Raw genomic sequence first — 14442 nt, forward strand, 5'->3', positions numbered from 1 at the left:
ATCGAGCGGCCGACGAAGGCGACCCTGCGGCCGTACTCGTGGGCGGTGTCGAGGATCTGCTGGATGCGGTGCACATGGCTGGCGAAGCTCGCCACGATGATCCGCTTGCTGGCGCCGGCGAAGACCTGGCGCAGCACGTTCTGGATGTCGCGCTCGGGCGGGACGAAGCCCGGGACCTCGGCGTTCGTGGAGTCCGAGAGGAGGAGGTCGATGCCTTCCTCACTCAGCCGGGCGAACGCGTGCAGGTCCGTGAGACGGCCGTCCAGCGGGAGCTGGTCCATCTTGAAGTCGCCGGTGTGGACCACCATGCCCGCGGGGGTGCGGATGGCGACCGCGAGGGCGTCCGGGATGGAGTGGTTGACCGCGACGAACTCGCAGTCGAAGGGGCCGATGCGCTCCCGGTGACCCTCGGTCACTTCGAGCGTGTAGGGCCGGATGCGGTGCTCCTGGAGCTTCGCCTCGATGAGCGCGAGGGTCAGCTTGGAGCCGATCAGCGGGATGTCCGGCTTCTCGCGCAGGAGGAACGGGACGCCGCCGATGTGGTCCTCGTGGCCGTGCGTGAGCACGATGCCCTCGATGTCGTCGAGGCGGTCCCTGATGGACGTGAAGTCCGGCAGGATCAGGTCGATTCCGGGCTGCTCCTCCTCGGGGAAGAGCACTCCGCAGTCGACGATCAGGAGACGGCCTCCGTATTCGAAGACCGTCATGTTCCGGCCGATTTCGCCGAGGCCGCCGAGCGGGGTGACCCGCAGGCCGCCCTTCGGGAGGACCGGCGGTTTGCCGAGTTCAGGATGCGGATGACTCAAAAGACTCTCCTCACCACGCGCGCCACGTACCTGGCAAGGCACGTGGCGCGCGTGACGTTCGTGCAGTAGCTGTTATGTGGGGTGCAGGCCCGTGGCCTGCGGTCGGGCGTATTCAGTTGTGAAGTCTGTGGTCAGAGCTCTACCCCGCCGGCGCCAAGATCGATCTTGAGCTGGGTGGTCTCCTCGGGCGACAGTTCGACCATCGGGGCGCGGAGCGGACCGGCGGGCAAGCCCTGGAGGGCGAGTGCGGCCTTGGTCGTCATCACGCCCTGAGTGCGGAACATGCCGGTGAAGACGGGGAGCAGCTTCTGGTGGATCTCGGTGGCCTTCTGGACGTCCCCCGAGATGTACGCGTCGAGCATCGCGCGCAGTTCCGGGGTGACGACGTGACCGACCACGGAGACGAAGCCCACCGCGCCGACGGAGAGCAACGGCAGGTTCAGCATGTCGTCGCCGGAGTACCAGGCGAGGCCGGAGCGGGCGATGGCCCAGCTGGCGCGGCCCAGGTCCCCCTTGGCGTCCTTGTTCGCGACGATACGCGGGTGCTCGGCGAGCCGCACCAGGGTTTCGGTGTTGATCGGGACGCCGCTGCGGCCGGGAATGTCGTAGAGCATGACCGGCAGTTCGGTCGCGTCGGCGATGGCCGAGAAGTGCCGGTACAGACCCTCCTGCGGGGGCTTGTTGTAGTACGGCGTGACGGTGAGCAGGCCGTGCGCGCCGGCCTTCTCGGCGTCGCGGGCGAGCTCGATGCTGTGGCGGGTGTCGTTCGTGCCGACGCCGGCGACGATGTGGGCGCGGTCGCCGACCGCCTCCAGCACGGCGCGTACCAGCTCCGATTTCTCCGCGTTGCTGGTGGTCGGGGACTCACCGGTGGTGCCGTTGATGATCAGGCCGTCGTTGCCTGCGTCCACCAGGTGGGTCGCGAGCCGCTGAGCGCCGTCGAGGTCGAGTCCGCCGTCCGCCGTGAAGGGCGTGACCATGGCGGTGAGGACCCGCCCGAAGGGGGTCTGCGGAGTGGAGGTCGGAGCCATGGGTAATACGCTACTCGCTGCTCACCGCATGGTCTGCCCTCGGGGGCCACGACAAAGCATGACAAAGGTGGAACCCGGCACTGCCTGCTCGGGGGTTCAAGCAGTACCGGGTCCGTTTGATCAGGCTAGATGAACTTCGCGAAATGCCGCAATACGGACACTTCGCTCGGCTGATCCGTACATCTGTGCCGGACCGGTGCTCAGTGGCGTGTTACGGCGCCACGCGCCCGTTGGCGTTGTACGCCGCGTGCGTGAGCGGCATGAGCCCGGCCCACTCCGCCTCCATCTTCTCGGCGACCATCTCGATCTCCCGCTGCGGGAACGACGGCACCTTGGCGAGCTCGTGCTGGGTGCGCAGCCCGAGGAAGTGCATCAGGGAGCGGGCGTTGCACGTGGCGTACATCGAGGAGAAGAGTCCGACCGGAAGGGTGGCGCGGGCGACCTCGCGGGCGACACCGGCCTTCAGCATCTCCTGGTACGCGGCGTAGGACTGCCGGTACGACTCCTCCATGGCCGTGGTGACGGTCCTGTGCTGTTCGGGGGTGCCCTGGACGAACTCGTACTTGCCGGGGCGCCCCTGCTGGACCAGCTTGCGGTCCTCGCCGGGAACGTAGAAGACCGGCTCCAGCTCCCTGTAGCGGCCCGATTCCTCGTTGTACGACCAGCCCACGCGGTGCCGCATGAACTCACGGAAGACGAAGATCGGGGCGCTGACGAAGAAGGTCATCGAGTTGTGCTCGAAGGGGCTGCCGTGCCGGTCCCGCATCAGGTAGTTGATCAGGCCCTTGGAGCGCTCCGGGTCCTTCTGCAGCTCTGCCAGCGACTGCTCCCCCGCGGTGGAGACACGGGCGGCGAACAGCACGTCGGCGTCGGAGGCCGTGTGCTTGATCAGCTCGACGGTGACATCGCTGCGGAAGAAGGGCTTGAGGTCGTCGGCTGGGGTGTCGGTCACGGTGCGCGGGGTCCTTCCCATCACTGGCTCGGGCGGCGACCACTCTACGGCCCGGCGTCCGCCCGGCGTCCGCAACCGGGCGTTCGGTGCCCGCCGCGACATTCATCGGCGAACTTCTGCGAATTCGGTGATTCCGGGCACCTCTTGTAACGTTCGGCCGTCTGTATGAGTGGGAGCGACGCGTTCGAGCTGTTCGAGCCGATCGCACCACTTGCCACCGGATCGCCCAGGTCACCCGGACCACCCGGATCACGTCGCTGGGCCCGGCGAAGCCCCAGAGGAGAAGCACCGCCCATGTTCCGTCGGCGCGAGCCCGTTCCGTTCGCCTTCACCGCCGAAGCCGACCCGTTCCGCAGCAACGTCGCTCCCCCGCCCCGTGAGCGGTCCTCCGCCGGGCAGATAGCCGGCCGGTGCCTCTTCGGCCTCACCCTGGCCGCCGGGATCGCCGGGTCCCTGATCCTCGGCATGCCCGCCCTGTCCCAGGAACCGTCACCTGCGCAGACGCAGCACTCCGTGGCGTCGGACGGCCGCTGACTCTTCCGGACCCCCGAGGGTGGTGAGCCGGTAACCGGCTCGATAACCTCACCGGGCACAGCCCATCGTGGATCGAGTGAGGATCAGTCGTGCCCCTGCCCTTTCTGACGGCGGACCGCGCCTTTGACGAGGCGGCGGAGGATGTCGCGCTGCCCTTCGACGACCGCGACCGCTGGCGGCGCCCCTACCGGCCCGGTCCCTGGCGGGTGGGCGCGGCCGCGCTCGTCCTGCTGCTCGCCTCGTACGTGCTCGTCGCGGGCGTCATAATCGCCGTCGCCGGGACGCTGCCCGGCGCCGCCGCCTGCATGGCCGGCGCGACGGCCGTCATCCTCTGCGCGCTGCGCCTGTTGCGCATGGGGGTGTGGGTCAGCGCCCGAGGGCTGCGCCGGGTGGGCTTCTTCGTCACGCGGACGACTCCGTGGGAGCAGGTCGTGGCGGTGCGCACGGTGCAGCAGCCGGTGCGCTGGCTGGGGCTGCCCCGTACGGTCCAGGGCCAGGCCCTGACGCTGGTGAGCGCGGACCGCGCGCCCGGGGACGTGCCGCCGCTGATGACCACGCACAACGCCGACTTCCTGGCGCGCACCGAGGCCTTCGACCGGGCGGCGGACGTCATAGAGGTGTGGGCCGACGAGTACCGCCGGGCCTGAGACATCACGGCGAAGGGGCCGGTCCGCACGCTGTGCGGACCGGCCCCTTCGCCGTACGGCCTGGTCAGGCTTCCAGGGTCCTGCCCTCGTGGAGGGCGATGGCCCGTTGCATGGCCTTGCGGGCGCGCGGGGTGTCCCGGGCGTCGTGGTAGGCGACGGCGAGGCGGAACCAGCTCCGCCAGTCGTCCGGGGCGTCCTCGGTCTCGGCCTTGCGGCGGGCGAAGACCTCGTCGGCCGAGTCGCGGTCGATACGTCCGCCCTCGGTGCGCCGCAGCTCGTCGACGGGCAGTCCACCCTCGGCGTCGAGCACGGCGGAGAGCCGGTTGGCCTTCCGGACGAACTGGGTGTTCTGCCAGAGGAACCAGATGCCGATGACCGGCAGGATGAGCACCGCGACCCCGAAGGTGACGGTGATCAGGGTGCCGTTCTGGATGAGCAGCACGCCCCGGCTGCCGACCAGGACGAAATAGACGACCAGGACGGCGGCCGTGACGGCATAGGTGATCTTCGCGCGCATGTCTGCCGGCTAACTGTCGTACGTCCCCGGCTCAGCCGAGGTCGAGGAAGTGTTCCAGGCCGAAGGTGAGGCCCGGGGTGGTCACCACGCGGCGGGCGCCGAGCAGGATGCCCGGCATGAAGCTGCTGTGGTGGAGGGAGTCGTGGCGGATGGTCAGGGTCTCGCCCTCGCCGCCGAGCAGGACCTCCTGGTGGGCCAGGAGGCCGCGCAGCCGGACCGCGTGCACCGGGACGCCGTCGACGTCGGCGCCTCGGGCACCGTCCAGGGCGGTCACCGTGGCGTCGGGCTGCGGGGCGCTGCCCGCGCGCTGCCGGGCCGCCGCGATGAGCTGAGCGGTGCGCGTGGCGGTGCCGCTGGGGGCGTCCACCTTGTTCGGGTGGTGCAGCTCGACGACCTCGACGGACTCGAAGTAGGGCGCGGCGACCTCGGCGAACTTCATCGTCAGGACGGCCCCGATGGAGAAGTTGGGCGCGATGAGCACGCCCGTCTCCGGGGACGCGGCGAGCGAGGTGCCGAGCTGAGCGAGACGCTCCTCGGTCCAGCCGGTCGTGCCGACCACGGCGTGGATGCCGTGCCGGACGCAGAAGTCGAGGTTGCCCATCACCGAGGCCGGGGTGGTCAGCTCGACCACGACCTGGGTGCCGGCCTCGACCAGCGTCTCCAGCTTGTCGCCGCGGCCCAGTGCGGCCACCAGCTCCATGTCCTCGGCGGCCTCGACGGCTCGTACCGCCTCGGCTCCGATCCGGCCCTTGGCACCGAGGACCGCCACGCGCAGCTTGCTCATTGCTTCGTTCCTTACCGAGACGGGATTCGAGACGGGATCTACGCGACCGCGTCGTGCAGTCGGGACGCCTGCTTGTCCTTGACCGGGCCGATGACCGCCAGCGAGGGGCGCTGTCCGAGGACGTCCCGGGCGATGGAGCGGACCTCGTCCGGGGTGACCGACGCTATCCGGGCGAGCATGTCGTCGACCGACATCTGCTCGCCCCAGCACAGCTCACTCTTGCCGATCCGGTTCATCAGCGCGCCGGTGTCCTCCAGGCCGAGGACCGTGGAGCCCTGGAGCTGGCCGATGGCGCGGCCGATCTCGTCGTCCGAGAGGCCGTGCTCGGCGACCTGGTCCAGTTCGTCGCGGCAGAGCTTGAGGACGTCGTGGACCTGGCTCGGGCGGCAGCCCGCGTAGACGCCGAAGAGGCCGCAGTCGGCGAAGCCCGAGGTGTACGAGTACACGCTGTAGGCCAGGCCGCGCTTCTCGCGGACCTCCTGGAACAGGCGCGAGGACATGCCTCCGCCCAGGGCGGTGTTCAGGACGCCGAGGGCCCAGCGGCGGTCGTCGGTGCGGGCCAGGCCTGGCATGCCGAGGACGACGTGGGCCTGCTCGGTCTTGCGGCCGAGGAGTTCGACGCGGCCCGCGGTGCGGATGCTGCGCCGGCCGTCGCGCGGTGCGATGGGGGCCGCCTCGGCGTTCTTGAAGGCGCCGGCCTTCTCGAAGGCGGCACGGACCTGGCGTACGACCTTGTTGTGGTCGACGTTGCCCGCACAGGCCACGACGAGGTGCGTCGGGTCGTAGTGCTTCTTGTAGAAGCGGCGGATGCGGTCCGCGGTGAGGGCGTTGACCGTGTTGACCGTGCCGAGGACCGGGCGGCCGAGGGGGGTGTCGCCGAGCATGGTGTGCGCGAACAGGTCGTGCACGCAGTCGCCCGGGTCGTCCTCGGTCATCGCGATCTCTTCGAGGATGGCGCCGCGTTCGACGTTGACGTCGTCCTCGAGGATGAGCGAGCCGGTCAGCATGTCGCAGACGACGTCGATGGCCAGCGGCAGGTCGGTGTCGAGCACGCGTGCGTAGTAGCACGTGTACTCCTTGGCCGTGAACGCGTTCATCTCGCCGCCGACCGCGTCGATCGCCGAGGAGATGTCCAGGGCGGACCTGCGGCTGGTGCCCTTGAAGAGCAGGTGCTCCAGGTAGTGCGTGGCGCCGTTCAGGGTCGGCGTCTCGTCGCGGGAGCCCACGTGCGCCCAGATGCCGAACGTGGCGGAGCGCACGGAGGGGAGCGTCTCGGTGACGATGCGCAGCCCGCCGGGCAGGGTGGTCTTGCGGACCGTGCCGATGCCGTTCGCGCCCTTGATCAGGGTTTGGGTACGGGCGACGGCCCGCGCCTCCGAAGAGGTGCGGGCCGTCGTCGTGGAGCTACTCGACGTCACTGGTCGGTGTCGTCCTTCTTCTCATCGTCGCTCTCGCCCTCGACCACGGGGATCAGGGAGAGCTTGCCGCGGGAGTCGATCTCGGCGATCTCGACCTGGACCTTGGAGCCCACGGCCAGGACGTCCTCGACGTTCTCCACGCGCTTGCCGCCGGCGAGCTTGCGGATCTGCGAGATGTGCAGCAGACCGTCCTTGCCCGGGAGCAGCGACACGAACGCACCGAAGGTCGTCGTCTTCACGACGGTGCCCAGGTAGCGCTCGCCGACCTCCGGCATGGTCGGGTTGGCGATCGCGTTGATCGTGGCGCGCGCGGCCTCGGCCTGCGAACCCTGCTGGGCACCGATGTAGATGGTGCCGTCGTCCTCGATCGTGATGTCGGCGCCGGTGTCCTCCTGGATCTGGTTGATCATCTTGCCCTTGGGGCCGATGACCTCACCGATCTTGTCCACGGGGATCTTGACGGTGATGATCCGCGGGGCGTTCGGGGACATCTCGTCCGGCGTGTCGATCGCTTCCATCATCACGTCGAGGATGTGGAGGCGGGCGTCGCGGGCCTGCTTGAGGGCCGCGGCCAGGACGGAGGCGGGGATGCCGTCCAGCTTCGTGTCGAGCTGGAGGGCGGTCACGAACTCCTTGGTGCCGGCGACCTTGAAGTCCATGTCGCCGAAGGCGTCCTCCGCACCGAGGATGTCGGTGAGGGCGACGTAGTGCGTCTGGCCGTCGATCTCCTGGGAGATCAGACCCATGGCGATACCCGCGACGGCGGCCTTCAGCGGCACACCGGCGTTGAGCAGCGACATGGTCGAGGCGCAGACCGAGCCCATGGACGTCGAGCCGTTGGAGCCGAGGGCCTCGGACACCTGACGGATCGCGTAGGGGAACTCCTCGCGGGTCGGCAGGACCGGCACGATCGCGCGCTCGGCGAGCGCGCCGTGGCCGATCTCGCGGCGCTTCGGGGAGCCGACGCGGCCCGTCTCACCGACGGAGTACGGCGGGAAGTTGTAGTTGTGCATGTAGCGCTTGCGGGTCACCGGGGAGAGGGTGTCCAGCTGCTGCTCCATGCGGAGCATGTTGAGGGTGGTGACGCCCAGGATCTGGGTCTCGCCACGCTCGAACAGCGCCGAGCCGTGCACGCGCGGGATGGCCTCGACCTCGGCGGCCAGCGTACGGATGTCCGTGACGCCACGGCCGTCGATGCGGACCTTGTCCTTGATGACGCGCTCGCGGACGAGCTTCTTAGTCAGCGCGCGGTACGCGGCGGAGATCTCCTTCTCGCGGCCCTCGAACTGCGGGAGCAGCTTCTCGGCGGCGATCTCCTTGACGCGGTCCAGCTCGGCCTCGCGGTCCTGCTTGCCGGCGATGGTGAGCGCCTGGGCGAGCTCGCTCTTGACCGCGGCGGTGAGGGCCTCGAAGACGTCGTCCTGGTAGTCCAGGAAGATCGGGAACTCGCCGGTCGGCTTGGCGGCCTTCGCGGCGAGGTCCGACTGCGCCTTGCACAGGACCTTGATGAAGGGCTTCGCGGCGTCGAGACCGGCGGCCACGACCTCCTCGGTCGGCGCCTCGGCGCCACCCTGGACGAGCGTGATCGTCTTCTCGGTGGCCTCGGCCTCGACCATCATGATCGCGACGTCGCCGTCCTCCAGGACGCGACCGGCGACGACCATGTCGAAGACGGCGTCCTCGAGCTCGGTGTGCGTCGGGAACGCGACCCACTGGCCGTTGATCAGCGCGACGCGGACGCCGCCGACCGGGCCGGAGAAGGGAAGACCGGCCAGCTGCGTGGACGCGGACGCGGCGTTGATCGCCACGACGTCGTACAGGTGGTCGGGGTTGAGGGCCATGATCGTCGCGACGACCTGGATCTCGTTGCGAAGGCCCTTCTTGAAGGACGGACGCAGCGGACGGTCGATCAGGCGACAGGTGAGGATCGCGTCCTCGGAGGGACGGCCCTCACGGCGGAAGAAGCTGCCGGGGATCTTGCCGGCGGCGTACATCCGCTCCTCGACGTCCACCGTCAGGGGGAAGAAGTCGAGCTGGTCCTTGGGCTTCTTCGAAGCGGTGGTGGCCGACAGCACCATGGTGTCGTCGTCCAGGTACGCGACGGCGGAGCCGGCGGCCTGCCTGGCCAGCCTGCCCGTCTCGAAGCGGATGGTGCGGGTGCCGAAGGAACCGTTGTCGATAACGGCCTCGGCGTAGTGGGTCTCGTTCTCCACTAGCGTTTTCTCCTCGTCTTCGTCCCGTCCTGCCCGTGTGGCAGGGGGACGGTGGCGGAGAAGCGCTCCTTCTCGTGCGGGCCGGTCTTCGATCGAAGCACCCGGGGCTCTGTCGCCCGGGGGCCACTACCGAGGACCGGCGGCGATGAGGCGCGCTTCTCCTCGTTCGTTGTCGTGAGATGCCCTACCCGGCGGGTACGGCGTCGTCACGCTGTGTTCGTCCGTGCTGTTTCCTGCGTATTGCGTTGTGCTACCACACTACAAAGCGTCGGTGACACTCCGCACGTAGAGAGCACCTGAGGCAGCACATACAGCAAAAGGAGCGGCCCCCAAGAAGTGGGAACCGCTCCCTTCACGGCGTCTTACTTGGCGCCGCCGGCCGCACCGCGGCGGATGCCCAGGCGGTCGACCAGCGCACGGAAGCGCTGGATGTCCTTCTTGGCCAGGTACTGAAGCAGGCGGCGACGCTGGCCGACCAGGATCAGAAGACCACGGCGGGAGTGGTGGTCGTGCTTGTGGGTCTTGAGGTGCTCGGTCAGGTCCGAGATCCGGCGCGAAAGCATGGCGACCTGGACCTCGGGGGAGCCGGTGTCGCCCTCCTTCTGACCGAACTCGCTGATGAGCTGCTTCTTCGTAGCGGCGTCGAGCGGCACGCTTACTCCTTGTAGTCTCGTGTCTGCCACCGAGTGCCCCTGGTCGAATTCTCAGGGGAGCTTCCGTGACTCGGAAGGCGGGGATCCGCTGGGCGCGGCCTCCAGAGCAGCGCTCCGGGGGTGCGTACACAAACGGCCGTTACACAGGGTACCAGCCTGGGCGGATACGTCTGTCCGGGTCCACGAACCTTCCCGGACGGCGCTGACCGGGCCACTAGGGTGACGGCAGAGGTCATTCGTACGTGGGGAAGGGGCCGGCGAACATGGCCGAGGAGACGGAGAACGACGTCAAGGCGCGCAAGGAGCGGGAGAAGGACGAGCTCTACGCGCTCGACATCTCGGGTGTCGCATGGAAGAGCGCGCCGGGCACCGAGGAGCACGAGGAGCGGGTCGAGATCGCGTATCTGCCCGGGGGCGCGGTGGCCATGCGGTCGTCGCTCGACCTGGGGACGGTCCTCCGGTACACGGAGGCGGAGTGGCGGGCCTTCGTGCTGGGTGCACGGGACGGCGAGTTCGACCTGGAGCCGGCTCCGCACGCGGGTGGTCTGCCCGCGGAGTAGCGGGCCGTCGGGAACTCAGGGGCCGGTGCGGAGACATGCCGCGGCGGCCCTTTCGCCTGTCCGCCCGGCGGCGCGTCCGCGGGAGGCGCGTGAACACCGAGTGAGCGACCGTGCGGCAAGTGGCCGTCCGGGTGCCGTCGTTTGTCCGCTTTCGGGGTCAATAGTGAGCGTACGTACGCCACTTCTGGGCAGGGTGTGCCGTAACGGGTCGCAGCGGTGCGGTGGACGGGCCTGCCCCGCGAACAGTCATGGTGATTAGGCTGGGACAGGGCGCGACGCCTGAACCCGTGGACGGGGGGCTCGCGTTATCCGGGGGGCCGGTCAATTCGGGCGGTCTCGTACGCACTTCGGGCGGCCTCGGTCGTCCGTGAACGTCAGCGGACGACAAGCAGACGGTCGGCCCGGCACGGCTTGAGGGTGCTCGACCACACCAGGAGGAATTGTGAACAGCGATCGGGACGGGATCCGCGGGGGCTGGGCGACGCCCGGCGATGACCAGTCCGACGCCGAGTCCGCCGTCGAGACGACGGGCGAGTTCACCATCGACTACGCGCCGCCCGCCTGGTACACGCAGAACGCCTCGGACGGTTCCGGGGATTCGGGAGGTACGGGCGACGAGGGGGGCTCGGAAGGTCCGGAGGACTCGGAGGAATCCGACGGCCCGAAGGGGTCCGGGGACGTGAGGGAGTCCGAGGAGCGGCGGGAGTCGCGGGAACCGGAGGATTCGGCACCTGCGGGTGACGCGACGGCCTCGGAGAGCGCGACGGCCGCGGACGGACCGTCGGCCGCTTCGGTGACGGTGCCCGGCTCGGCGCCCGTCGACGGCCCCGAGACCGTCCTGCCGCCCGTCGTACAGCCGCACGCCGGACAGCCCGACGTCGCACCCCACTTCGTACAGCCCGGCGTCGTAAAGCCTGACGTCGGGCAGCCTCACGCGTCTGTGACGGCTCCGGTCGCCGATGCCGGTGGCCCGAGCGCTCTGCCGCACCTCCCCGCGGGCGGATTCCCGGCGCCGTGGACGCCTGCCGCTCCGCCCGTCGCCTCCGATGCCGCTCCCGACGTACAGGATTCCGGGAGCGGGGACCTCGACAGCGGGGCGACCATGCGGTTCTCCGCTGTCGCACTGAAGCGTGAGATCGCGGAACGGACGGCTTCCGAGGATGCCGGGACCGAGGACGCTCCGGCCGCGGACGCTCAGGCCGAGGCCGGCACCACCGAACGCGAAGGTGACGACCGGGGTGACGACGGCACGGTGCGGGGCGAGGACGAAACCGAGGCCCCGGGCGCAGCCTTGACCGTGGTCCGGCCGGATCACCAGGTGGACCGGTCCGGACAGCCTGTGCCCGCCCCGCCCGTGGCCGCTCCCGAGCCCGCGCCCGTCATCGATCCCGTGCTCGCCTATCAGTCGCTGGAGGCGGCCTCCCAGTCCCAGCGCGCGAGCGTGGCCGACGCACCGGTGGCGGACCGGGCGGCCGACGCCGTCGCCGCCTCCCCCGGCGCCGAGTCCGCCGAGGAAGCGGGCGCCGCCTCGGCCGGGACCGACGCCGAAGCCCGGGGCGGGACCACCGACGCCGTGCCGCCGGGATCGTCGGTCGACGAGACCGGTACGGACGCCGCTGCCCCCGGGGCCGGCGATTTCGAGCTCCAGGGCACCTCGCCCCAGGACAGCGAGCCCCAGGACGCGGTGCCCGTGGTCCGGCCGGAGGAGCCCGAGAGGGTGCAGGACACGCCTCCCACCTGGGCTCCGCCGCCGCTGCCGCAGGGTGGGCTGCCGCCGTTGCCGCCCGCCTACCAGCCCGCGGCCCCCGCACCGGCTCCGCACTGGCCCGCCTCCACGGAGCCCGCGCCGGCCGCGCAGGGTCAGGTGCCGTACCAGGCACCGATGCCGCAGCAGGCGCCCGTGGCCCCGGCCCCGGGCCAGCCCTTCCAGCCGCCCGCACCGGTACCCTCCCCCGCCCCCGGCCAGCCTTTCCAGCCCCCGGCCGCACAGTCACCCACGCCCGGCCAGCCTTTCCAGCCGCCCGCACCGGCGCCCGCGCCCGCACCCGGCCAGCCCTTCCAGCCCCCGGCACCGCAGCCCGTGCCGTCGGCGTGGTCCTCACCCGGCGCTCCCGGTCCTGCGGGTTCGCCGCAGGCGCCCGCGCCGGTACCGCCGGCGGAATTCGAGAACGCCGTACCTGCTCCCCCGCAGGCCGCCCATCCCTCCGCAGTACCCGCTCCCGCCCCCGGGGCCCCGGCCGCGCCTCAGCAGGGGAGCTACGGCTTCCCCCAGTCCGGCGCCCCGGACCAGGCCTCCGCCCCACAGGGCAGCTACGGCTTCCCGCAGCCCGGCCCGCCCGCTCCGGCGGCCCCGCCGGCCCAGGCACCGGGCTACGGATTCCCGCAGTCCACCCCGGGCCCGGAGCAGCAGGCCCCCGGCCGGCCCGCCCCCGCACCGGGCTACGGCTTCCCGCAGCCGAACACCGCGCCCCAGGACCAGCAGCCGGCCCACCCCGCCGCCCCGCAGGCCCCCGGCTACGGGTTCCCGCAGCAGAACGCCCCGGAGCAGCAGGTCCCCGGCTACGGCTTCCCACAGCCCGCCCCGGTCCCGGAGCAGCATGCACCCGGCCAACCCGCCCCGGTCGCCCCGCCCGTGCCGGGTGCCGTGCCGCCGCACGCTCCGGCTCCCGCTCCTCAGCAGGGCTACGGATTCCCGCAGTCGTCGGCCGGCTCAACCGCGCCGCAGCCGGGCTACGACTTTGCGCAGCCGCAGGCCCCGGCATCGGCCGCCCCGCCGTACCCGGCGCCGGCACAGCCGCAGGCTCCGCACCAGCCGGGCCCGCCGCCCGTGCAGCAGCAGCCCGCCGCGCCGACCGCCCCGGTCGACCCGCGGACCGGTACCGCCTGGCCGCAGCCCGTGCGGCACGACCAGCGGCAGCCGACCAACCCCGGTGCGGCCCCGCTCGGTTACACCGCGGCGGTGGAGCTGTCCTCCGACCGGCTGCTCAACAACAAGAGGCAGAAGGCCAAGAGCGGTCGTCCGGCCGCCGCGTCGTCGCGTTTCAAGCTGGGCGGGAAGAAGGAAGAGGCCGAGCGGCAGCGGAAGTTGGAGCTGATCCGGACTCCGGTGCTCTCGTGCTACCGGATCGCCGTCATCAGCCTCAAGGGTGGTGTCGGCAAGACGACCACGACCACCGCGCTCGGCTCCACGCTCGCCACCGAGCGACAGGACAAGATCCTCGCGATCGACGCCAACCCCGACGCCGGTACGCTCGGCCGCCGGGTGCGTCGCGAGACCGGCGCCACCATTCGTGACCTCGTGCAGGCGATCCCGTACATCAACTCGTACATGGACATCCGGCGGTTCACCTCCCAGGCGCCCTCCGGGCTGGAGATCATCGCCAACGACGTCGACCCCGCCGTGTCCACGGCCTTCAACGACGAGGACTACCGGCGCGCGATCGACGTCCTGGGCAAGCAGTACCCGATCATCCTGACCGACTCCGGTACGGGTCTGCTGTACAGCGCCATGCGCGGAGTGCTCGACCTCGCCGACCAGCTCATCATCATCTCGACACCGTCGGTGGACGGGGCGAGCAGTGCCAGTACGACACTGGACTGGCTGTCGGCGCACGGGTACGCGGACCTCGTCGCGCGGTCGATCACCGTCATCTCGGGAGTGCGCGAGACCGGCAAGATGGTCAAGGTCGACGACATCGTCAGCCACTTCGAGACGCGCTGCCGCGGTGTCGTGGTCGTGCCGTTCGACGAGCACCTGTCCGCGGGCGCCGAGGTCGACCTCGACATGATGCGCCCCAAGGTGCGGGAGGCGTACTTCAACCTCTCCGCGATGGTCGCCGAGGACATCGCGCGGCACCAGCAGTCGCACGGGCTGTGGACGAACGACGGCAACCCGCCGCCGGTGGCCGCGCCGCCGATGCCGGGTCAGTACGTCCCCGGGCAGCAGGCTCCCGGACAGTACGTTCCCGGGCAGCCGGTTCCGGGGCAGCCCGCGCCGGGGCAGGCTCCGCAGCAGCCCCAGCAGCCGTACGCCCAGCCGGGACAGCCCTACCCGCAGCAGCCCGGTCAGCCGTATCCGCAGGCGCCGGGGCAGGGATACCCCCAACCGCCGCAGCCGGGGCAGCAGTTCCAGCCCGGACAGGCCTACCCGCCGAACCCGGGGCAGAACCCGCCGCCTCCGGCACCCCCGCGGCAGTAGCGTCCGGCCGGCTCCACGGAGGGCCGGACACGGCGAAGACCCGCACCGTCCATGGACGGTGCGGGTCTTCGCGTACGTACGGGAGAGGGTCCGGGGAAGGACCGGGCGAGAACAGAGGGAAGGCGGGAG

12 protein-coding genes (1 of these 12 running past the window's edge) are annotated in these 14442 nt (G+C 70.7%); 4 read left to right on the forward strand and 8 right to left on the reverse strand.

Translation table 11 applies throughout. From position 1 onward, the window contains the following. From OG780_RS11910 to thyX, 3 genes are all read right to left on the reverse strand, one after another. Positions 1-806: the 5' end (the start) of a ribonuclease J gene (locus OG780_RS11910; protein WP_328447410.1), read on the reverse strand. The gene continues 880 nt to the left of window position 1, outside the view; the window shows 806 of its 1686 coding nt (coding positions 1-806); it begins with the start codon at positions 804-806; its stop codon lies off the left edge, out of view. Positions 807-937: 131 nt separating this feature from the next. Beyond that, complete coding sequence (gene dapA, locus OG780_RS11915; RefSeq protein ID WP_326785143.1) at positions 938-1837, reverse strand: 4-hydroxy-tetrahydrodipicolinate synthase; 900 nt, start codon at positions 1835-1837, stop codon at positions 938-940. Between the two features lie 211 nt (positions 1838-2048). Then, on the reverse strand, positions 2049-2789 hold the full coding sequence (thyX, locus tag OG780_RS11920; protein WP_326785144.1) for an FAD-dependent thymidylate synthase: 741 nt from the start codon (positions 2787-2789) through the stop codon (positions 2049-2051). Between the two features lie 294 nt (positions 2790-3083). Here thyX and OG780_RS11925 point away from each other — a divergent pair, with 294 nt between their 5' ends. Together OG780_RS11925 and OG780_RS11930 are read left to right on the forward strand one after the other, a co-directional pair. Beyond that, a complete protein-coding gene (locus OG780_RS11925) occupies positions 3084-3323 on the forward strand; it encodes a hypothetical protein (protein WP_328447413.1) in 240 nt (79 codons plus the stop codon). Between the two features lie 89 nt (positions 3324-3412). Beyond that, positions 3413-3970: a hypothetical protein gene (locus OG780_RS11930; protein WP_328447415.1), complete on the forward strand. Its 558-nt coding sequence runs from the start codon at positions 3413-3415 to the stop codon at positions 3968-3970. Positions 3971-4034: 64 nt separating this feature from the next. Here OG780_RS11930 and OG780_RS11935 read toward each other — a convergent pair whose 3' ends face one another. The 5 genes from OG780_RS11935 to rpsO all read right to left on the reverse strand — a co-directional run bounded on the left by OG780_RS11935 (position 4035) and on the right by rpsO (position 9555). Then, the gene (locus tag OG780_RS11935) at positions 4035-4487 is read right to left on the reverse strand and encodes a hypothetical protein (RefSeq protein ID WP_328447417.1); all 453 of its coding nucleotides are present in this window, start codon (positions 4485-4487) and stop codon (positions 4035-4037) included. A 31-nt stretch (positions 4488-4518) separates the two neighbouring features. Then, on the reverse strand, positions 4519-5271 hold the full coding sequence (dapB, locus tag OG780_RS11940; protein WP_328447420.1) for a 4-hydroxy-tetrahydrodipicolinate reductase: 753 nt from the start codon (positions 5269-5271) through the stop codon (positions 4519-4521). 38 nt (positions 5272-5309) lie between these two features. After that, the gene (locus tag OG780_RS11945) at positions 5310-6689 is read right to left on the reverse strand and encodes a M16 family metallopeptidase (RefSeq protein WP_326785149.1); all 1380 of its coding nucleotides are present in this window, start codon (positions 6687-6689) and stop codon (positions 5310-5312) included. After that, positions 6686-8902, reverse strand: a complete 2217-nt coding sequence (locus OG780_RS11950; protein WP_328447423.1) for a polyribonucleotide nucleotidyltransferase — start codon at positions 8900-8902, stop codon at positions 6686-6688. Before OG780_RS11950 ends, OG780_RS11945 begins: the two co-directional genes overlap by 4 nt. A gap of 362 nt (positions 8903-9264) precedes the next feature. Further along, positions 9265-9555, reverse strand: coding sequence for a 30S ribosomal protein S15 (rpsO, locus tag OG780_RS11955; protein WP_081219736.1), 291 nt, complete (start codon positions 9553-9555; stop codon positions 9265-9267). 263 nt (positions 9556-9818) lie between these two features. Here rpsO and OG780_RS11960 point away from each other — a divergent pair, with 263 nt between their 5' ends. Both OG780_RS11960 and OG780_RS11965 read left to right on the forward strand, forming a co-directional pair. Continuing rightward, positions 9819-10115, forward strand: coding sequence for a DUF397 domain-containing protein (locus OG780_RS11960; RefSeq protein WP_328447426.1), 297 nt, complete (start codon positions 9819-9821; stop codon positions 10113-10115). A 442-nt stretch (positions 10116-10557) separates the two neighbouring features. After that, entirely contained in the window at positions 10558-14313 is a 3756-nt protein-coding gene (locus OG780_RS11965; RefSeq protein WP_328447428.1) for an SCO5717 family growth-regulating ATPase, read from the forward strand. Positions 14314-14442: the final 129 nt, after the last annotated feature.

The organism is Streptomyces sp. NBC_00386 (assembly GCF_036063235.1).
Taxonomy (GTDB): domain Bacteria; phylum Actinomycetota; class Actinomycetes; order Streptomycetales; family Streptomycetaceae; genus Streptomyces.